The sequence below is a fragment of the Rathayibacter sp. VKM Ac-2857 genome, from assembly GCF_013205025.1.
In the GTDB taxonomy this organism is placed as follows: domain Bacteria; phylum Actinomycetota; class Actinomycetes; order Actinomycetales; family Microbacteriaceae; genus Rathayibacter.
Genome location: NZ_JABMLE010000001.1, coordinates 615,745 through 634,850 on the forward strand (window position 1 = coordinate 615,745; position 19,106 = coordinate 634,850).

Consider the following 19,106-nt stretch of genomic DNA (forward strand, 5'->3'; position numbering starts at 1 on the left):
CGCTCCCACCCGCCCGCGCCCTCCTCGCAGCCACGATCGATAGGATCACCCCCATGGCCGACGCCCGCACCGACTCCCCCGCCATGCAGTCGAGCGACCCCGTCCCCGCCGGCGAGACCGACGTCTCCGGCTTCAGCTACGAGCAGGCGCGCGACGAGCTCGTCCGCGTCGTCTCCGAGCTCGAGCAGGGCAGCTCCACTCTCGAGCGCTCGCTCGCCCTGTGGGAGCGCGGCGAGGCGCTCGCGGCCCGCTGCGAGGAGTGGCTGATCGGTGCGCGCGCCCGGCTCGACGCCGCCCGCTCGGGCGGATCGGGCGCCGGCGGATCGAGCGCCGGATGAGCCGCGAGAAGCCGCCGCGCGTCGTCGCCGAGCTCGGCCGGCCCGAGACGGCCGCCGAGACCGCGGCCCGCAAGGCCGAGAACTCCCGGCTCTACCGCCAGCGCAAGACCGTCAACAACCTCGTGTTCTCGCTGCTCGCGACCGTCGGCGCCGTGGCCCTGATCGTCCTGATCGTCCCCCGCGGCGAGGGCACCGTCCGCGATCCCGTCGACGTGCCGGCGGTCGCCGCCCAGTTCCAGCTCGGCGAGAGCGAGACCCTCGCCGCGCCCGACATGCCCGACTCCTGGTCCTCGAACGCGGCCGAGCTGCGCGAGGACGGCGGCGTCGAGTACTGGTACGTCGGCCTGATCACGCCGAAGAGCGGCTACATCGGCGTCAGCCAGGGCTTCGACGCCGACGAGCGCTGGGTCTCCGGCCAGCTCGACAGCGCCGCCGCGACCGGCGTCGAGCAGATCGACGGCCGCGAGTGGACGGTCTACGACCACCGCGACGGTGCCGGCGAGACCGGCAACAGCCCCTACGCTCTCGAGACGACGGCCGGTGGCAGCACCTACCTCGTCTACGGCACGGCCCCGACGGACGAGATCCGCCAGGTCGTCGACGCCATCACCCCGCAGATCGGCCAGGAGGAGTCACGTTGAGCTTCGAACCGTCGAGCCCTCAGCACGAGGTCCCGCAGAGCATCGCCGTCGCGCGCGAGACGCGCCCGCCGTCGTGGGTCTGGAAGGAGATGCTGCGCGGCAACCAGCGCTTCGTCGCCGGTGAGCCCCGCCACCCCCGCCAGGACGTCGAGCGCCGCAACGAGCTCGCCGCCGAGCAGAAGCCGCTCGCCGCGCTCTTCGGCTGCAGCGACTCCCGCCTCGCCGCCGAGATCATCTTCGACCTCGGCCTCGGCGATCTCTTCGTCGTGCGCAACGCCGGCCAGGTCATCGCCGACTCGATCATCGGCTCGCTCGAGTACGGCGTCGCCGTTCTCGGCGTGAAGCTGATCCTCGTGCTCGGCCACGACGAGTGCGGAGCGGTCAAGGCCGCGATCCAGTCGCAGGCGCCCGACGCCGAGCGGCTCCCGCCGCACATCGAGCACCTGATCGAGCCGATCATCCCGGCCGTCCGCCGCATCGTCGGCCCGCAGCCCGACGGCCGCGTCCTCGTCGACCCCTCGACCACCGACACCCTCGCCGTCGGCCGCGAGCACCTCCGCGACACGGTCGCCGAGCTGCTGCAGCGCTCGCCGCTCATCGCCGACGCGGTCGCCGCGGGAGAGCTCGCCGTCGTCGGCGCCAACTACCGCCTCTCCGACGGCACCGTCGACTCCGACGTGGTGCTCGGCATCGACCCGCCGCAGATGAGCCCCTACCGCTCCGAGCAGGAGCGCACCTCGAGCCCCCTCCAGAGCGTCTCGAGCCCCGACGCGACCGCGCCGGCCGCCGAGTAGCCGGCCGCGGACGACCAGACCTCTCAGAACCGATGAACCGAACAGAACAGGACGAACACAGCGTGGTGGACACCTCCCCGACCGACTCCGGCGCGACCGACGCCTTCCGCATCGAGCACGACACGATGGGCGAGGTCCGCGTGCCGCGCGACGCGCTCTACGCCGCGCAGACGCAGCGCGCGGTCGAGAACTTCCCGATCTCCGGCGCGGGCCTCGAGCCGGCCCAGATCGCGGCCCTCGCCCGGATCAAGAAGGCCGCGGCCCTCGTCAACGCCGACCTCGGCGTCCTCGACGGCGAGATCGCCCGCTCCATCGCCGACGCGGCCGACCTCGTCGTCGGCGGCGGCTACGGCGAGCACTTCCCGATCGACGTCTACCAGACCGGCTCCGGCACGTCGTCGAACATGAACATGAACGAGGTGCTCGCCACCCTCGCGACCACCGCGCTCGGCCGCACGGTGCACCCGAACGACCACGTCAACGCCTCGCAGTCCTCGAACGACGTCTTCCCGACCTCGGTGCACGTCGCCGTGACCGGCGCGCTGATCCAGGACCTCGTGCCGTCCCTCGAGCACCTCGCCGAGGCGCTCGAGACCAAGGCCGAGCTGTGGGCCGAGGTCGTCAAGGCCGGCCGCACCCACCTGATGGACGCGACGCCGGTCACCCTCGGCCAGGAGTTCGGCGGGTACGCGGCGCAGATCCGCCTCGGCATCGAGCGCGTGCAGTCCGCCCTCCCGCGCGTCGCGGAGGTCCCGCTCGGCGGCACCGCCGTCGGCACCGGCATCAACACACCCGCCGGCTTCCCGGCGAAGGTCATCGCCCGCCTCGCGGAGGAGACCGGCCTGCCGGTCACCGAGGCGCGCAACCACTTCGAGGCGCAGGGCGCCCGCGACTCGCTCGTGGAGGCCTCCGGTGCTCTCCGCGTGCTCGCGGTCAGCCTCACCAAGATCAACAACGACCTGCGCTGGATGGGCTCCGGCCCGAACACCGGTCTCGGCGAGCTGAGCATCCCGGACCTCCAGCCCGGCTCGTCGATCATGCCCGGCAAGGTGAACCCGGTGATCCCGGAGGCGGTGCTGATGGTCTGCGCGCGGGTCATCGGCAACGACGCGACGATCGCCTGGGCCGGCGCCTCGGGTGCGTTCGAGCTCAACGTGGCCATCCCCGTGATGGGCACCGCGCTGCTCGAGTCGATCCGCCTGCTCACCGCCTCGGCGACCCTGCTCGCCGACAAGACCATCGACGGCCTCGAGGCCAACGTCGAGCACGCGCGGGCCCTCGCCGAGTCCTCGCCCTCGATCGTGACCCCGCTGAACAAGGTGATCGGCTACGAGGCCGCCGCCAAGGTCGCGAAGAACTCGGTCGCGAAGGGCATCACCGTCCGCGAGTCGGTCGTCGACCTCGGCTTCGTCGAGCGCGGCGAGGTGACGGAGGAGCAGCTCGACAGCGCCCTCGACGTCATGTCGATGACCCGCCCGGGCTGAACCCGACCTCCCATGCTGGTCGGGTAGCCCCGCAGGCGCGTATCGAGACCCACCGTGCTCAGCAGGGCGGGTCTGCAGACTCGCGTCCTGACGCTGGTGGATCTCGATACGCCCGCTCCGCGGGCGACTCGATCAACATGGACCGGGCCGCCGCCGCGCGACGGGCGCCCCCCCCTGCATGCTGGTCGAGTAGCGCCGCAGGCGCGTACCGAGACCCACCACGGCCGGGACGCCGGCCGTCAGCGCGCAGGCGGTCGCCGCGCCCACGACGGCGCGCGCTCGGGCCGTGGCCCGACGCCCACCAGCAGTGCCGGCACCACCCCGAGCCCGGGCATCAGCCGGAGCAGCACCGCCAGCGTGCGCGGCGGCCCCGCGAGCCGCCCCGCAAGAGCCGGCAGGATCAGGCGCGCGTGCAGCACCCGCTGCAGCGACTGGATCAGCACCGCGGGCAGCGCGCGCCGGCGCTGCACCCGCGCGAGCACGCGGTCGCCGGCCGGCGTCCGCAGCACACCGCGGCGCAGCGGCCCGGCCAGCAGCCGCGCCGCCGCCACCGCGTCCTGCACCGCGAGGTTGATGCCGACTCCGCCCACCGGTGACATCGCGTGCGCCGCATCGCCGAGGCAGAGCACCCCCGGAGCATGCCAGCGCGGCAGCCGCTCGAGCCGGACGTCGAGGTGCTTCACGTCGTCCAGGGACACGATCCCCGCCACGTCGTCGGCGACCTCGGGCAGCAGCTCGGCCGCCTCCGCCCGGAACGCCTCGATCCCCCGCTCCCGCACCGCGGCGTCGGTCCCCTTCGGCCCCAGCCGCGCGATCTGCAGGTAGCCGTCGCGCGGGATCGCGATCGCCACCCGCCCGCGCCCGATCCGCGGCAGGAGCGACTCGCCGACGGCCCGCGCGGTCGGCAGGCGGTACCACCAGACGTCGAAGGCGACCGGCAGCGAGTGCACCCGCAGCCCGACCGCGCGACGCACCGCCGACCAGCGCCCGTCGCAGGCGACGGTCAGATCGGCGAGCAGCCGACCCTCCCCGTCCGGCGACCGGTACTCGACGCCGACGACCCGCCCTCCCTCGCGGACGACCCCGGTGACCTCGTGCTCGGTGAGCAGCGTGAAGCCGCGCTCGGCCTGCGCGGCCTCGGCGATCAGCGCGAGCAGGTCCCACTGCGGCACCATCGCGATGTACGGGTGCCGCACCGGCAGCCGCGCGAAGTCCGCGATCACCACGTCGTGCCCGTCGCGGTCCGGGATCGTCACCCGCTCCACCCGCGAGTGCCGGATCGCCTCGAAGCGGCTGAGGAGCCCGAGGTCCTCGAGCAGCCCCAGGGTCGTCGGATGCACCGTGTCGCCGCGGAAGTCGCGCAGGAAGTCGGCGTGCTTCTCCAGCACCGTCACCTCGACACCGGCCCGCGCCAGCAGCAGGCCGAGCACCAGGCCCGCGGGCCCGCCGCCCACGATCGCGCAGGTCGTCCGCTGCTCCCGCCCCGCGCTCCCGCCGGCCACCCCGCCGTCTCCGTCGCAGTCCGCCACGTCGGCCTCCTCGCTCGGCACCCGGTCTACACCTCCGCGGCGCGCGCGACCAGCGGCGATCCGCGTCGTCACGCCCCGGCGAGCACGAGCCAGAACGCGGCGAGCTGGAACGGCCCGAACGGGATCCGCTCACTCCCTCCCCGGAGCGCCGACGGCAGGCTCCACACCCCGGCCAGGACGAACGCCAGCACCGGCGCCAGGAGGGCGAGCCCCGGATCGACCGCCGCGAGCGGAAGCGCGAGCCCCGTCCCGAGCTTCACGTCGCCCCGGCCGAGCCCACCCGCGAGGTGCAGCAGTCCGAGCGCGAGAGCCGTGGCGACCACGGCGGGCAGCTCCCCCGGCGTCCGGCCCGCGACGACCCCGCCGACCGTCGACGCGACCCCCGCGAGCAGGATCGGCACCGTCAGCGCGTTCGGCAGCCGCCGCTCGCGCACGTCCGCGACCACGAGCGGCACCGTCGCCGCAGCGACGAGAAGCACGACGATCGCCGTCCGCCCGTCGACCCGCGCGAGCCCGATCGCGCCGAGCAGGACCGCTCCGAGGAGCGCTGCCGGGGTGTCGCGGAGCCGATGCATCCGGAGACCCTAGAGCGGATCGCCCCGCCGCCGCCGGAGTTGTCCACAGGCGATGCCGGACGTCCGCCCCTCACTCCCGCGGCGGCACCGGACCGAGCAGCGCGTTCGCGAAGAGCCCGTGCGCGGACTCGTCGTCGGAGGGGTGGAAGAGCCCGGCGAGCACATCGCGGTAGAGCCGGGACAGCTCGGAGTCGCGGCGGTAGGACGAGCCGCCCGAGACGCGGACCGCGCTCTCGACGATGCGCAGCGCCGCCTCCGTGGTGCGGATCTTGACGCCGACGAGCGACGGGAACCAGACCGCCCCGCGATCGACCAGCGCGTCGACGTCGGCCGCCGCGCTCGCGAGCGGCGCGCGGAGCCCGTCGAGCAGGATCGCCGCGTCGGCGAGGCGCCAGCGGATGTCCGGGTCCTCGGACAGCGGTCGGCCGCCGGCCCGGAGCGACGTCCGCTTCCGCGCCGAGGCCACGCCGAGCTCGAGCGCGCGCTGAGCGACCCCGAGATAGACCGAGGCGATCAGCAGCTCGAAGTCCGCGAAGATCGCGAAGACGAGCGGGTCGGCGGTCGGGCCGACGGGCAGCGAGCGGAACATCCGCGCGGCCGGCACCTCGACGCCGTCGAGCACGGTGGTCCGGCTCTGCGTGGCGCGCATGCCCAAGGTGTCCCAGTCGTCGTACACGGTGAGCCCCGGCACCGGCGCGTCCGGCGTCGGTCGGTCGACGAAGCCGTGCACGAGCCGCGGCTCCGGTCCGCTGTCGTCGCGACCGAAGACGCCGAGCCGCGTCCAGGCGGGCGAGAGCGAGGTGAAGATCTTGGTGCCGGTGAAGCGGTAGCCGCCGTCGCCCAGCGGCTCGGCGCGGGTGAGCGAGTCGGAGAGCACCAGGTCGTTGCCGGGCTCGCTGTTGCCGAAGGCGAAGACGTGCCCCGCCGCGGCGTCGACCAGCACGTGCTCGAGCGAGGTGTCGCCGCGGGCGCGCAGGGCCTTCGCGATGCCGGTCCAGACCAGGTGCATCGCGGTCGCCAGCGCGGTGGCGGGGGCGGCCGTCGCCAGCCGGGTGTGCTCGGCCGTCGCCTGCTCGAGACCGAGGCCGCCGCCGCCGAGCTCCTCCGGGACGAGCATCGTCAGGTAGCCGGCGGCCTTCAGCTCCTCGAGGTCCTCGGTGAAGAAGACGTTGCGCGCGTCGTAGTCGGCCGCGCGGAGGCGGAAGCGCTCGAGGAGCGCGTCGTCGAGGATGCTCACCCGCCCCACGCTACGCGCCGCGACCGTGGAGCACCCCGTCCCCGGAGCACCTCCGGCACGCGGAACGACCTCCGGCTCGCGAGAACAGGCGAATCCGGCGAGCCGGAGCTGTTTCCGCGAGCCGGAGATGACCGGAGGTCGCTCAGGACTCAGGCCGACTCGTTCGACTCCAGCATCTCCGTGACGAGCGCCGCGATCGCCGACCGCTCCGAGCGGGTCAGCGTCACGTGCGCGAACAGCGGGTGCCCCTTCAGCGTCTCGATCACCGAGGCGACGCCGTCGTAGCGGCCGACCCGCAGGTTGTCGCGCTGGGCGACGTCGTGCGTGAGCACCACCCGCGAGTTCTGGCCGACCCGCGACAGCACCGTCAGCAGCACGTTGCGCTCGAGCGACTGCGCCTCGTCGACGATCACGAAGGCGTCGTGCAGCGAGCGGCCGCGGATGTGCGTCAGCGGCAGCACCTCGAGCATCCCGCGCTCGATCACCTCGTCGAGCACGTTCTGCGAGACCAGCGCGCCGAGGGTGTCGAAGACCGCCTGCGCCCAGGGGTTCATCTTCTCCGCGGCGTCGCCCGGCAGGAAGCCCAGGTCCTGGCCGCCGACCGCGTAGAGCGGCCGGAACACCATGATCTTCTTGTGCTGGCGCTTCTCCAGCACGGCCTCGAGCCCCGCGCAGAGCGCGAGCGCCGACTTGCCGGTGCCGGCCCGGCCGCCGAGCGAGACGATGCCCACCTCCTGGTCCAGCAGCAGGTCGATCGCGAGCCGCTGCTCGGCCGAGCGGCCGTGCAGCCCGAAGACGTCCTTGTCACCGCGCACCAGCGCGATCTGGCGCTTGCCGGTCACCCGCGCGAGCGCGGAGCCGCGGTCCGAGTGCACGACCAGCCCGGTGTTGATCGGGATGTCGGCGACCTCGTCGGTGAAGAGCCGCTCGCGGTCGTACAGCTCGCTCATCTGGTCGCCGCTGAGGGTGACGACGTCCATCCCCGTCCAGCCCGACTCGGGGGCCAGCTCGGCGAGGTACTCCTCGGCGGCGAGGCCGATCGAGGCGGCCTTCACGCGCATCGGCATGTCCTTCGACACGACGGTGACCAGAGCGCCCTCGCTCTGCAGGTTCATCGCCACGGCGAGGATCCGCGAGTCGTTGTCGCCGAGCTGCAGACCGCTCGGCAGCACCGACATGTTGGAGTGGTTCAGCTCGACGCGGAGGGTTCCGCCGCGGCCGACGGTGATCGGGAAGTCGAGCCGCTCGTGCTTGATCCGCAGCTCGTCGAGATTCCGCAGCGCCTGGCGGGCGAAGTAGCCGATCTCGGGGTCGTTGCGCTTGCCCTCGAGCTCGCTGATCACGACGATCGGCAGGACGACGGCGTGCTCCGCGAAGCGGAACATCGAGGAGGGATCCGACAGCAGCACCGAGGTGTCGAGGACGTAGGTGCGCTGGAGCTGCTCGGTGCGATCCGAGGCGCCGTGCTGCGCGCGGCGGTGGACCGCGCCCTGCGTGCCGTTCTGCGGATCCGTACCCTGGGGAACTGTCACGTCGACTCTCCACACTCCGGGGGCCGGAGCCCCCGACTCACTTAGAGGAATTCGAGTCGGCCGGTGGTGCGTCTCGGCACCGCGCAGTTCCTTCACTGGCAGATCATCGAGCCGTACTTGTGTGGCCGACTCGACCAGGTGCGTCACCTGATGATCCGAACCTAATCCCGGAAATGACAGCCGTGTGGTTCTTGCCGAGACGAACGTGTAACGGGTATGTGAACTCGCGGCTCTGCAGAGGGTGCGACGAGCGCCGGTCAGCTGCCGAAGCGCCTGTGTCGGCCCGCGTAGTCGCGCAGCGCCCGGAGGAAGTCGACCTCGCGGATGTCGGGGCCGAGCGCCTCCATGAAGTAGAACTCGCTGTGCGCGCTCTGCCAGAGCATGAAGTCGGAGAGGCGCTGCTCGCCCGAGGTGCGGATCACCAGATCCGGGTCGGGCTGCCCGCTCGTGTAGAGGTGCTCGCCGATCAGCTCGGGCGTGAGCAGCCCCGCGACGTCCTCGATCGACGAGCCGCGCTTGCCGTGCTCGTCGAGGATGCTGCGGACCGCCTGCGCGATCTCGTGGCGACCGCCGTAGCCGACCGCGAGGTTCACGTGCAGTCCGGTGTGCGAGGCGGTGCGCTCCTCCGCGCAGTCGAGCGCCGAGACGAGCGACTCGGGCAGCCCGTCGTCGGAGCCCACGTGCTGCACGCGCCACTCGGGCTGCTGCGAGACCTCCTCGGCGAGGTCGGCGATGATCGCGATCAGCTCGGTCAGCTCGGAGCTCTCCCGGCCGACCAGGTTGTCCTGTGAGAGCAGGTAGAGGGTGACGTGCCGGACACCGAGCTCGTCGCACCACTGCAGGAACTCGTGCACCTTCGCGGCGCCCGCCCGGTGGCCGTGGGCGGCCGTCTCGAGCGCGCGCTGGCGGGCCCAGCGGCGGTTGCCGTCGATGATCATCGCGACGTGGTTCGGCAGCGCGGCGCCCTCGAGACTCGAGCGCAGGCGCTTCTTGTAGACGCCGTAGAGGAGGTCCCTTCCCACAGGCAGTCTCGGCTTCGGCACCCTGCCACGGTAGTCGAAGACGGGACCGGATTGCGGACCCCGGCCGCTCCCACGTCCGAGCGCGGTCTCCCGGTGCGGGCGGAGCGGCGGGTCGTATCCTCGACCGTATGAGCCAGCGGCCGACCTCCCCCACGCCCGATCCGGATGCGCGCGCCCTGGCGGAGGATGATGCGGCCGGCCCGTCGTTGCCGGCCCTGCCGCTCGTCGAGGACGAGATCGCGCACGGTCCGGCGACGGAGGCGCGACCGACCTGGCGCGGCTGGATCCACGCCGGACTGTTCCCGCTGGCGATCGCGGCGGGCATCGTCCTGGTCAGCGTCGCCGACGGCGCCCCGGCGAAGTGGGCGGCGACCGTGTTCGCCGTGTCCTCGCTGCTGCTCTTCGGCAACTCCGCGCTCTACCACCGCTTCGACTGGTCGCCGCGGACCAAGATGATCCTCAAGCGGATCGACCACGCGAACATCTTCCTGCTGATCGCCGGCACCTACACGCCGCTCGCCGCGCTCGCCCTGCCGCCGTCGCAGGGGACGCTGCTGCTCGTGCTGGTCTGGGCGGGGGCGCTGCTCGGGATCGGCTTCCGGGTGTTCTGGATCTCCGCGCCGCGCTGGCTCTACGTGCCGCTCTACCTGCTGCTGGGCTGGGCGGCCGTGATGTACCTCGGCCCGCTGTTCGAGGCGAGCGCGGCGATGATGGTGCTCGTCCTGGTCGGCGGCCTCTGCTACTCCGTCGGCGCGGTGATCTACGGGATCAAGCGCCCGAACCCGCTGCCCGGCGTCTTCGGCTTCCACGAGATCTTCCACGCGCTGACCGCGGTGGCGTTCCTCTGCCACTGGACGGCGGCGCTGATCGTCTGCCTCCACCCGACCTACAACGTCGGCTGAGCGCGTCGGGCGTCAGCGTCCGGAGGAGGCGTCCTCGGCGCTCCGGCGCTCCTCGGCGTCGAGCTGCTCGTTCACCTGGGCGCGGTAGGTCGTCCGGCGCACCCGGCGGACCATGTCGAGCGCGAGGAGGACCGCGGCGAGCGCAATCACGAACATGGTGATGAAGCCGAAGAGGCCGGGCGTCACCGTGTCCTCGTTGAACTCCGGCGCGGTCGTCGGCACCGGCGTGGCCTCGGCGGCCCGGATCAGGGCGAGGTGGGCGGCCTCGAGCACGGTCGCGGCGATCATGTGGTCTGCTCCTCGGGGACGGGGGCGGCGGCTTCAGCGACGGGGGCGGCGGCGGACTCCACCGGCAGCGCGACGTCGATCCCGGCGAAGAGGTCGGTCTCCGGCGTCGGGGCGTCGACCCGGCTCTGCACGAGCTGGAAGTCGTCGGTCGGCCAGGCGGCGTCGATCGCGGAGTGCGGGAGGAAGAAGAACTTGTTGTCGGGCGCGACCTGGCTCGCGTGCGCCAGCAGGGCCGCGTCGCGGCGGTCGTGGAAGCCCGAGACGTCGATCTTCGTGGTGGCGAGGTAGGGCGTCTCCTCGTTCCAGCGCTTCATCTCCTCGAAGGACGCGAGCAGCGGGTCCTCCGGGTCGATCGAGCGGATGTGCTCGGCGATCGCGCGCAGCTTCTGCGAGCTGAAGACGCGGTCGTAGTAGAGCTTCGAGACGGACCAGGGGGCGCCGGTGCCGGGGTACTCGTCGGTTTCCCCCGCGGCGCGGAACGCCTCGACCGCGACCTGGTGCGCCCGGATGTGGTCGGGGTGCGGGTAGCCGCCGTTCTCGTCGTAGCTGATGATCACGTGCGGGCGGAAGCGGCGGACGAGGCGCACCAGCGGTGCCGAGGCGGTCGGCAGCGGCAGGCCGGCGAAGGAGTCGGCGGCGACCGCTCCGTCCTCGGGCATCCCGGAGTCGACGAAGCCGAGCCAGGCGTGCTCGATGCCGAGTGCCTCCTGAGCCGCGGCCATCTCGTAGCGGCGGAGCCCGCCCATGTCGCGCTCGGCGTGGGCGCGGGCGGAGAGCGCCTCGTTGAGGATCGAGCCGGCCTCGCCGCCGGTGCAGGAGACCACCATGACCTCGGCGCCGCGGGAGGCGTAGGAGGCGAGGGTCGCGGCGCCCTTGCTGGACTCGTCGTCGGGGTGGGCGTGCACGGCGAGGAGGCGAGGAGTCTCGCGGAGCTTCGAATCAGCCTGCGCCTCTGAATCGACGGAGACCTGGACGGCCTGGGACACGATCGCTCGATTCCTCGGGGTTTAATGGGAGCGACGCGCGGTTTCCACCGGAGCACGTCATCCGCCAGAATAGTCGCTTCACCCGAGGGAGTTCCGTGGCCGCCCGAACGTCCGAGAGCGACGAGCGCGCGAGCGACCCCGCCCTCGACCCGGACGCGGTCCGCGCCGCCGGCCCCCTAGCCTCCCGCTACGGACGCACCCCGCGCAGCCGCCGCGGCGACCGGCGCCTCTTCGCCCTCGTCGCCGTCGCCTTCGTCGCGGTCTTCGCCGCCTGGGTGATCTGGGCGGGGCTCGACGGCGCCCGCGACGGCGTCGACGTACAGGACACCGCCCACCAGGTCGTCGACGACCGCACGGTCGAGGTGTCCTTCGATCTGACCGTGCCGACCGGCCGCGACGCCGCCTGCGCCGTCCAGGCGCTCAACGAGCAGTCCGCCGTGGTCGGCTGGCTCGTCGTCGAGTACCCCGCGTCGACCGAGCGCTTCCGCTCGTACACCGAGACGGTGCGCACCACGGAGCTCGCCACGACAGGTTTGATCTCCTCCTGCTGGCTCCCGTAGGGTGTCGGGGTGCCCTGACGGACTCGTCGGGGCCTTGTCTTTTCCCCCGCCGCACGCCCTCGGTCGATCCGCTCGACGGGCCAGGCGCCCGACAGCACCGTCGGTCGCGCGCGGCCGTCATGTGAGGAGCCCACCATGGCCGACCAGCCTCAGGTCACCTGGATGACCCAGGAGTCGTACGACCGCCTCCAGGCGGAGCACACCGAGCTGTCCACCAACGGGCGCCTCGAGATCGCCAAGCGCATCGAGGTCGCGCGCGAGGAGGGCGACCTCAAGGAGAACGGCGGCTACCACGCCGCGAAGGACGAGCAGGGCAAGATCGAGGCGCGCATCCGCCAGCTGACCGCCCTGCTCCGCGAGGCCGAGATCGGCACGCCGCCCGAGAGCCACGGCGTCGTCGAGGCCGGCACGATCATCACCGCCGAGATCGCGGGCGACGAGTCGCGCTTCCTCCTCGGCAACCGCGAGATGGCCGGCGAGAGCGACCTCGACGTCTACAGCCCGCAGAGCCCGCTCGGCGGCGCGATCATGGGCCTGAAGGTCGGCGACTCCACCACCTTCGAGGCCCCGAACGGCCGCAGCATCACCGTCAAGGTCGTCGACGTCGAGACCTGGAACGGCCACTGACCCTCAGCGCTGAGTCACTCCGCGAGATGCCACTTGTGCGCCCGACACGCCGTGTCGGGCCGTCACAAGTGGCATCTCGCGGTTGAGGGCCGACTAGCCGTTCGAGAGGCGGGGCTGGTAGCCCGCGTCGCGGAGGACCTGGAGGACGCGGTCGGCGTGCTCGGGGCCGCGCGTCTCGACGCTGATCTCGAGCTCGACCTCGCTGATCTGCAGGCCGCGGCCGTGCCGGGTGTGCAGCACCTCGACGACGTTGGCGTTCGCCTCCGAGATCAGGTCGGCGATCCGCGCGAGCTGACCCGGCCGGTCCGGCAGGCCGATGCTCATCTTGAGGTAGCGCTCGGAGGCGGCGAGGCCCCGGCTGATCACCCGCTCCATCATCAGCGGATCGATGTTGCCGCCGGAGAGGATGACCGCGGTGCGTCCCGCGTTCCGGATCTGGCCGGTGAGGATCGCGGCGATCCCGACCGCGCCGGCCGGCTCGACGACGAGCTTCGCGCGCTCGAGCAGCACGAGCAGCGCGCGGGCGGTGTCGTCGTCCTCGACGGTGACGACCTCGTCGACGACCTCGCGGATGATCTCGAAGTTGAGCTGCCCGGGCTTCGCGACCGCGATGCCGTCGGCGATGGTCGGCGAGATCGTGATGGCGATCGGCTCCCCGGCCGCAAGCGAGAGCGGGTAGGGAGCGGCGTTCGCGGCCTGGACGCCGATGACGCGCAGCGTGCGCCCCTCCTGGGCCGCCTTCTGCTTCGCGGCCGAGGCGACGCCGGCGATGAGCCCGCCGCCGCCGATCGGCACGACGATGGTCTCGACGCCCGGCGCCTGCTCGAGGATCTCGAGGCCGATGGTGCCCTGGCCGGTGATCACGTCGGGGTGGTCGTAGGGCGGGATGAAGACGGCGCCGGTGCGCTCGGCGAACTCGGCGGCCGCGGCGAGGGCCTCGTTGAAGATGTGCCCGCTCAGCACCACCTCCGCGCCGTAGTCGCGGGTCGCGGCGAGCTTGGGCAGCGCGACGCCGATCGGCATGAAGATCGTCGCCTTGATGCCGAGCTCGCGCGCGGCGAAGGCGACGCCCTGCGCGTGGTTGCCGGCCGAGGCGGCGACGACCCCGCGCGCCCGCTCCTCCTCGGACAGGTGCGAGAGCCGGAACACGGCCCCGCGGATCTTGTACGACCCGGTGCGCTGCAGGTTCTCGCACTTGAGGAACACGGGCGAGCCGAGCACCTCGGCGAGGAACGTGCTCGTCTCCATCGGGGTGTTCGCGATGACGGGGGCGAGGACGGTTCGGGCCGCCTCGAACTCGCTCAGGGTCGGTCCGACGACGCGGCTAGTCTGCATGCTCTTCGGCAACTCTCTCGGGGGTTCGGGTCGGGGAGCGCCAGGCTCCGCTCGCGACGTAGTTGACCATGACGTTGAGGGTCGCGACCACGGGGACCGCGAAGAACGCGCCCGCGATGCCGGCGATGATCGAGCCCCCGGCGACCGCGAGGACGACGGCGAGCGGGTGCACCTTGACGGCGGAGCCCATGATCAGGGGCTGGAGGATGTGCCCCTCCAGCTGCTGCACGCCGAGGACGACGATCAGCAGGATCAGCGCGATGACCGGACCGTTGTAGACCAGCGCGATGAAGACGGCGAGCGCCCCGGTGACGACCGCGCCGATCACCGGCACGAACGAGCCGAGGAAGACGAGCACGCCGATCGGGATCGCGAGCGGGACGCCGAGGAAGAACGAGCCGAGGCCGATGCCGACCGCGTCGACGAAGGCGACCAGGATCTGCACCTTCACGAAGTTGGTCAGCGTGATCCAGCCCGCCCGGCCGGCGCCGTCGACGGCGCCGCGCGCGCGGTGCGGGAACAGCCGCACGACCCAGCGCCAGATGTTCGGGCCGTCGATCAGGATGAAGAGGGTCGAGAACAGGGTCAGCAGCACGCCCGTGAGCACGTGCCCGACGGTCGAGCCGACGCTGAGGGCGCCGCTGACCAGCACTCCCGAGTCCTGCTGCACGGCGGCGAGCGCCTGCTGCGCGTACTGGTTGATGTCCGACTCGGTCAGGTGCAGCGGCCCCTCGAGCAGCCAGGTCTTGAGATCGTCGTAGGACTCCACCGTCTGGCGGCTGAGGTCGTCGAAGCCGGAGTAGACCTGGGTGACGACGAGGAAGAGCAGGCCGCCGATCACGAGCACGATGCCGAGCTCGGCGACCACGATCGCGAGCCACTTGGGCCAGTGGTGGCGCTGCAGGAACATCGAGAACGGCACGAGCAGCGCCGCGATGACGATGGCCAGCAGCAGCGGGATGACGATCAGCCGCAGCTCGATCACGAGCAGGCCGAGCACCGCGAGCGCGCCGGCGACCACGAGGATCCGCCAGGCCCAGGCTCCGGCGATGCGCATCCCGGGGCTGACGAAGGCGGCGTCCGGGTCGAGCGGGCGGGGCTGCGGATCCCGCTCGGGAGCCGCGGTGGTGCTGACGGCGTCGCGGGTGCCGGACGTGCGGCGGGACCGGCCGAGTCTCATCCGCCCAGACTAATCCCCGCCGCATTCCGCGGGCGGTATCCGCGGGCGGTATCCGCGGCGGCTCACGACGCGGCGCGGACGGCCACCGGCCGCAGCGCGAGCGCGAGTCCGACCCGCTCCCCCGGTTCGAGCCGGATCCCGGCCGCGTGCTGCACGACCAGCTCCTCGCCCTGCTCGGTGCGGACCGTCGAGCGGCGCACCGGGCCGAGGAAGCTGGTCGCGACGACCACCGCCGGCAGGGCACCCGGAGCACCGCCCGGCACGATCTCGATGTCCTCGGGGCGGAGGAACGCCGAGACGGCGCCGTCCCCCGTCGAGCCGTCCACCAGCGGCAGGTGCGCGCCGAGCACCGCGACGCCGCCGGCCGAGACGACGCCCGGGACGACGTTCGAGAGCCCGACGAAGTGCGCGACGAACGGCGAGGAGGGCCGCGCGTAGAGGTCCTCCGGCGCGCCGAGCTGCTCGATCCGACCCGCGTTCATCACCGCGACGCGGTCGGCGACGGCGAGCGCCTCCTCCTGGTCGTGGGTGACGAAGAAGGTGGTGATGCCGATCTCGGACTGCAGGCGCTTGATCTCGTCGCGCAGCTGCACGCGGACCTTCGCGTCCAGCGCCGACAGCGGCTCGTCCAGGAGCAGGACGCGCGGGCGGGTCACGAGCGCCCGGGCGAGCGCCACCCGTTGCTGCTGCCCGCCGGAGAGCTGGTGCGCGTAGCGGTCGCCCAGGCCGCCGAGCCCGACCAGGTCGAGCGCGTCCTGCGCGGCCGTCCGCCGCTCCTTCGCCGCGACCCCGCGGGTGCGCAGGCCGAACTCCACGTTCTCGCGGGCCCGCAGGTGCGGGAAGAGCGAGTACGACTGGAAGACCATGCCCATGTCGCGGCGGGCGACCGGCAGGCCGGCGACGTCGCGCTCGTCGACCAGGATCCGGCCGGAGTCGATCCGCTCGAGCCCGCTGAGCGCGCGCAGCGCCGTGGTCTTGCCGCAGCCGGACGGGCCGAGCAGAGCGATGAACTCCCCCGGCGCCACGTCGAACGAGACGCCGTCGAGGGCTTTGGCGGCGCCGTAGTGCCGCGCGACGTCGAGGAACCGGACGCGAGCGCCCGGGGAGGAAGGAGCGGTCACGGCGTGCCTTTCGAGGCGCGGCGCCCGGCGGCGACGAGTCCGATCCGCGCGAGGCGGCCGATCCCGAGCAGCAGGGCGAAGGCGAACAGGAGGGAGAGGAGGGAGAAGATCACGGCGACGTAGGCGTCCTGCTTCGACACCTGCACGAGACCGGTCTGCAGCGTCGTGCGGCTGAGCAGCGAGGCGATGGTGTACTCGCCGAGGACCACGGCGACGGTGATCAGCGCGGCGGCGACGAGGCCGCGGCGCAGGTTCGGCAGCAGGACCCGGGTGAGCACGCCGAACGGGCCGGCGCCCAGCGAGCGGGCGGCCTCCGAGAGCGTGATCGCGTCGAGCCCGGCGAGGTCCGCGGCGATCGCGCGGTAGGCGTAGGGCAGCACGAGCACGCCGTAGGCGAGCGCGAGCGTCCACGGCGCGGAGCCGACGAGCCGCGTGATCACCGAGTACACCGGCGCCAGCCCGACGACCAGCACGATCGCGGGGACGGTCAGCGGGAGCAGGCAGACCAGCTCGAGCACCCGGCGCAGCCGCGGCAGGCGGATCTCGACCAGGAGCATCGTCGGCACCAGCAGCACCAGCACGATCAGGGCGGTGACCACCGCGAGGATCAGCGAGTTGCCGATGCCCTGGAAGAGCGCGCGGTAGCCGCGCTCGTTCTCCGGGTCCAGGATCGCGGTCCAGTGCGAGAGGTCGTAGCCGCCGGCGCCGCGGAGGGTGAACTCGGCCATCGCGATCAGCGGCACCGCGAAGGCGAGGCCGGTGACGACCAGGACGATGCGGGACAGCGCGCGGGTCACCGCTGCCACCGCCGCGCGCGGCGCTGCAGCAGCGCGTAGCCGGACATCAGCACGATCATCACGAGGAGCATCCCGAGCGCAAGCGCGCCGGCCAGGTTCTCCCGGCCCAGGACCGTCTCGCTGACGAGCGCCGCGCGGATCTGCAGCGGCACGATCTGCGCGCCCTGGCTGATCAGCGCGGCGGCCGTGGCGAACGAGGAGAACGCGTTGGCGAACAGCAGCAGCACCGAGCCGAGGAAGGAGGGGGCGAGGACGGGGACCGCGACGCGCCACCAGTAGCTCACCGCTCCCCCGCCGAGCACGGCGTTCGCCTCGGCCCACTCGGGGCGCAGGCCCTCGAGGGCAGGCAGGAAGGTCAGCACCATCAGCGGCACCTGGAAGTAGAGGTAGGGCAGGATCAGCCCGGGCAGCTGGTAGAGCCAGACGCCGTCGGCGTAGAGGTCGACGCCTGCGCCGGCCAGGAGGGTCGTGACCAGGCCCTGGACGCCGATCGTCGCGATGAAGGCGAACGCGAGCATCACGCCGCCGAACTGGGCGAGGACGCTCGCCGCGGCGTCGACGATCGTGCGGAGCGGTCCGCGCGGATCGGCGCCGAGCAGGGCCAGGCAGACGATGCCGCCGAGGACCGCGCCGACGACGGCGGTGAGGGCCGAGAGGCCGAGCGAGGCGCCGAACGCGGACAGGACGACGGGTTCGCCCAGCGCCGCGACGTTCGCGAGCGTCGGCCGGCCGTCGCCGTCCACGAAGCCGGTGCCGACCGCGAGGACGGTCGGCACGGCGAGGAACAGCAGGACGTAGACCGCGAACGGAGCGACGCCCAGCGCTGGGGGGAGACCGCGCCGTCCCCGGGGCGCGCGGGCCCCGGGGACGGCGCGGACGGCGGCGGTCGTCACTGGATCGCCGCGCCCCACTTCTCGGCCAGTAGGGCCGAGGCGGCCTCGGTCTGCTCGGAGGTGAACTGGACGAGGTCCTCCGGAGCGGCGCCGACGGCGTCGAGGGCCTCCGTGTCCACCGTGCCGGCGTCGACCATGGCCGCCAGGCGCACGGGGTAGGCGCCCGCCGCGAGGTAGAGGTTCTGCGCGGCGTCGGAGTAGAGGTACTCCTGCCACAGGCGCGCGGCGGCCGGGTGCGGCGCGTCGGCGTTGATCGCCTGGTTGTAGTAGCTGCCGACCGCGGTGCCGGGCAGCACCGTCGTCGTCCACTCGCGGGTGCCCTCGTTCGCCTTCGCGGCGGCGAGGTTGTTGTAGCTCCAGTCGAAGACGACGGGGGTCTCGCCGGAGGCGACGGTCGCGTCGGTCGGGTCCAGCGGCAGGAAGTTGCCCGCGTCGTTCAGCTTCTCGAAGAAGTCGATGCCGGGCTGCACGTCGTCGGCCGAGCCGCCCGACTGCAGGGCGGCGAGCTGCACGGCGGCGGCCGCGGCTCCGGCCTGGGTCGGGTCGCCGTTGATCGCGACCGAGCCGCGGTAGTCGGCGCCGAGCAGGTCGTCGAGCGACTCGGGGGCGGGCACGGCGTCGGCGTCGTAACCGATCGACATCAGGCCGGTGTAGTCGTTCACCCAGAGGCCGGTCTCCTCGCGGTTGCCCTCGGGGATGTCGTCCCAGGTCTCGACCTTGTACGGCGAGAACAAGTCGGTGTTCGCGAGTGCGACGGCGGCACCGAGGTCGAAGACGTCGGGAGCGGTGTCCTGGCCGGCGAGGTTCTGCGCGGTGCTGATCTCCTCCGCGGAGGAGACGTCCGGGTCGGCCGAGTTGACGGTGATGCCGTACTCGTCCTCGAAGCCCGAGATGAGCTCGCCGTAGTTGGCCCAGTTGTCGGGCAGGGCGATCACGTTGAGCTGGCCCTCGGCCTTCGCGGCCTCGATCAGGGCGTCGAGTCCGCCGAGGTCGGCGGCCGAGGTCGCGGTCGAGGCGTCGACGGACGCGTCGCCGGACGCGGAGCCGGACGAGGCGCCGGCGTCGCCGGAGCAGGCGGTCAGGGTGAGAGCGAGAGCGGCGGTCGCGGCGGCGAGCACGCCGGCGCGGGGGAAGCGCTGGGTCGTCAAGAGTCCTCCAGGAGTCGGGTGGGTGGGCCCCTGCGGGCGCCTCGGGAAACGTAGGGGCGGCTCCCGACATCCCGGGGCCGCCCGGATGAACCGGACGGGAACACTCGGCGCCGGGGC

20 protein-coding genes are annotated in these 19,106 nt (G+C 72.7%); 7 read left to right on the top strand and 13 right to left on the bottom strand.

Annotated features, from left to right (window positions below; genetic code table 11):
• Nucleotides 1–83 precede the first annotated feature (83 nt).
• The 4 genes from HQQ86_RS02755 to HQQ86_RS02770 all read left to right on the top strand — a co-directional run bounded on the left by HQQ86_RS02755 (nucleotide 84) and on the right by HQQ86_RS02770 (nucleotide 3,257).
• Complete coding sequence (locus HQQ86_RS02755; RefSeq protein ID WP_173287474.1) at nucleotides 84–338, top strand: exodeoxyribonuclease VII small subunit; 255 nt, start codon at nucleotides 84–86, stop codon at nucleotides 336–338.
• Nucleotides 335–979 (top strand): DUF4245 domain-containing protein, encoded by a 645-nt coding sequence (locus HQQ86_RS02760; RefSeq protein WP_127886140.1) that lies wholly within the window; start codon nucleotides 335–337, stop codon nucleotides 977–979. Before HQQ86_RS02755 ends, HQQ86_RS02760 begins: the two co-directional genes overlap by 4 nt.
• 89 nt (nucleotides 980–1,068) lie before the next feature.
• Nucleotides 1,069–1,773 carry a carbonic anhydrase gene (locus HQQ86_RS02765; protein WP_173287475.1) on the top strand — a complete coding sequence of 235 codons (705 nt, stop codon included), beginning with the start codon at nucleotides 1,069–1,071 and terminating at the stop codon, nucleotides 1,771–1,773.
• Nucleotides 1,774–1,835: 62 nt separating this feature from the next.
• Nucleotides 1,836–3,257 carry a class II fumarate hydratase gene (locus tag HQQ86_RS02770; RefSeq protein ID WP_367948525.1) on the top strand — a complete coding sequence of 474 codons (1,422 nt, stop codon included), beginning with the start codon at nucleotides 1,836–1,838 and terminating at the stop codon, nucleotides 3,255–3,257.
• Nucleotides 3,258–3,496: 239 nt separating this feature from the next.
• On the opposite strand, the gene HQQ86_RS02775 is transcribed toward HQQ86_RS02770, so the two are convergent.
• From HQQ86_RS02775 to HQQ86_RS02795, 5 genes are all read right to left on the bottom strand, one after another.
• Nucleotides 3,497–4,786, bottom strand: a complete 1,290-nt coding sequence (locus tag HQQ86_RS02775) for an FAD-dependent oxidoreductase (RefSeq protein ID WP_367948526.1) — start codon at nucleotides 4,784–4,786, stop codon at nucleotides 3,497–3,499.
• A gap of 68 nt (nucleotides 4,787–4,854) precedes the next feature.
• A complete protein-coding gene (locus HQQ86_RS02780) occupies nucleotides 4,855–5,361 on the bottom strand; it encodes a prepilin peptidase (protein WP_173286286.1) in 507 nt (168 codons plus the stop codon).
• A 70-nt stretch (nucleotides 5,362–5,431) separates the two neighbouring features.
• A complete protein-coding gene (locus tag HQQ86_RS02785) occupies nucleotides 5,432–6,607 on the bottom strand; it encodes an acyl-CoA dehydrogenase family protein (protein ID WP_173286288.1) in 1,176 nt (391 codons plus the stop codon).
• A 140-nt stretch (nucleotides 6,608–6,747) separates the two neighbouring features.
• Nucleotides 6,748–8,130: a PhoH family protein gene (locus HQQ86_RS02790; protein WP_173286290.1), complete on the bottom strand. Its 1,383-nt coding sequence runs from the start codon at nucleotides 8,128–8,130 to the stop codon at nucleotides 6,748–6,750.
• 257 nt (nucleotides 8,131–8,387) lie between these two features.
• Entirely contained in the window at nucleotides 8,388–9,173 is a 786-nt protein-coding gene (locus HQQ86_RS02795; protein ID WP_173286292.1) for an isoprenyl transferase, read from the bottom strand.
• A 107-nt stretch (nucleotides 9,174–9,280) separates the two neighbouring features.
• Between HQQ86_RS02795 and HQQ86_RS02800 the strand changes: the two genes are divergently transcribed.
• Nucleotides 9,281–10,054, top strand: a complete 774-nt coding sequence (locus HQQ86_RS02800; protein ID WP_173286294.1) for a hemolysin III family protein — start codon at nucleotides 9,281–9,283, stop codon at nucleotides 10,052–10,054.
• Nucleotides 10,055–10,066: 12 nt separating this feature from the next.
• Here HQQ86_RS02800 and HQQ86_RS02805 read toward each other — a convergent pair whose 3' ends face one another.
• Both HQQ86_RS02805 and mca read right to left on the bottom strand, forming a co-directional pair.
• A complete protein-coding gene (locus HQQ86_RS02805) occupies nucleotides 10,067–10,342 on the bottom strand; it encodes a hypothetical protein (RefSeq protein ID WP_173286296.1) in 276 nt (91 codons plus the stop codon).
• On the bottom strand, nucleotides 10,339–11,328 hold the full coding sequence (mca, locus tag HQQ86_RS02810; RefSeq protein WP_173286298.1) for a mycothiol conjugate amidase Mca: 990 nt from the start codon (nucleotides 11,326–11,328) through the stop codon (nucleotides 10,339–10,341). The genes HQQ86_RS02805 and mca overlap by 4 nt, the downstream gene beginning before the upstream one ends.
• A 95-nt stretch (nucleotides 11,329–11,423) precedes the next feature.
• Between mca and HQQ86_RS02815 the strand changes: the two genes are divergently transcribed.
• Nucleotides 11,424–11,888 carry a DUF4307 domain-containing protein gene (locus HQQ86_RS02815; protein ID WP_160088220.1) on the top strand — a complete coding sequence of 155 codons (465 nt, stop codon included), beginning with the start codon at nucleotides 11,424–11,426 and terminating at the stop codon, nucleotides 11,886–11,888.
• 135 nt (nucleotides 11,889–12,023) lie between these two features.
• Nucleotides 12,024–12,515, top strand: a complete 492-nt coding sequence (gene greA / locus HQQ86_RS02820) for a transcription elongation factor GreA (protein ID WP_159985483.1) — start codon at nucleotides 12,024–12,026, stop codon at nucleotides 12,513–12,515.
• Nucleotides 12,516–12,608: 93 nt separating this feature from the next.
• Here the strand turns inward: greA and ilvA are convergent, their stop codons facing one another.
• From ilvA to HQQ86_RS02850, 6 genes are all read right to left on the bottom strand, one after another.
• Complete coding sequence (gene ilvA / locus HQQ86_RS02825; protein ID WP_173286300.1) at nucleotides 12,609–13,850, bottom strand: threonine ammonia-lyase; 1,242 nt, start codon at nucleotides 13,848–13,850, stop codon at nucleotides 12,609–12,611.
• Nucleotides 13,840–15,030 (bottom strand): AI-2E family transporter, encoded by a 1,191-nt coding sequence (locus HQQ86_RS02830; RefSeq protein ID WP_173286302.1) that lies wholly within the window; start codon nucleotides 15,028–15,030, stop codon nucleotides 13,840–13,842. The genes ilvA and HQQ86_RS02830 overlap by 11 nt, the downstream gene beginning before the upstream one ends.
• 62 nt (nucleotides 15,031–15,092) lie before the next feature.
• Nucleotides 15,093–16,151 (bottom strand): ABC transporter ATP-binding protein, encoded by a 1,059-nt coding sequence (locus HQQ86_RS21115; RefSeq protein ID WP_173286304.1) that lies wholly within the window; start codon nucleotides 16,149–16,151, stop codon nucleotides 15,093–15,095.
• Nucleotides 16,148–16,948: an ABC transporter permease gene (locus HQQ86_RS21120; RefSeq protein ID WP_367948527.1), complete on the bottom strand. Its 801-nt coding sequence runs from the start codon at nucleotides 16,946–16,948 to the stop codon at nucleotides 16,148–16,150. Before HQQ86_RS21120 ends, HQQ86_RS21115 begins: the two co-directional genes overlap by 4 nt.
• Nucleotides 16,945–17,769, bottom strand: coding sequence for an ABC transporter permease subunit (locus HQQ86_RS02845; RefSeq protein WP_173287478.1), 825 nt, complete (start codon nucleotides 17,767–17,769; stop codon nucleotides 16,945–16,947). Before HQQ86_RS02845 ends, HQQ86_RS21120 begins: the two co-directional genes overlap by 4 nt.
• Before the next feature lie 68 nt (nucleotides 17,770–17,837).
• Entirely contained in the window at nucleotides 17,838–18,989 is a 1,152-nt protein-coding gene (locus HQQ86_RS02850) for an ABC transporter substrate-binding protein (RefSeq protein ID WP_173286306.1), read from the bottom strand.
• Nucleotides 18,990–19,106: the final 117 nt, after the last annotated feature.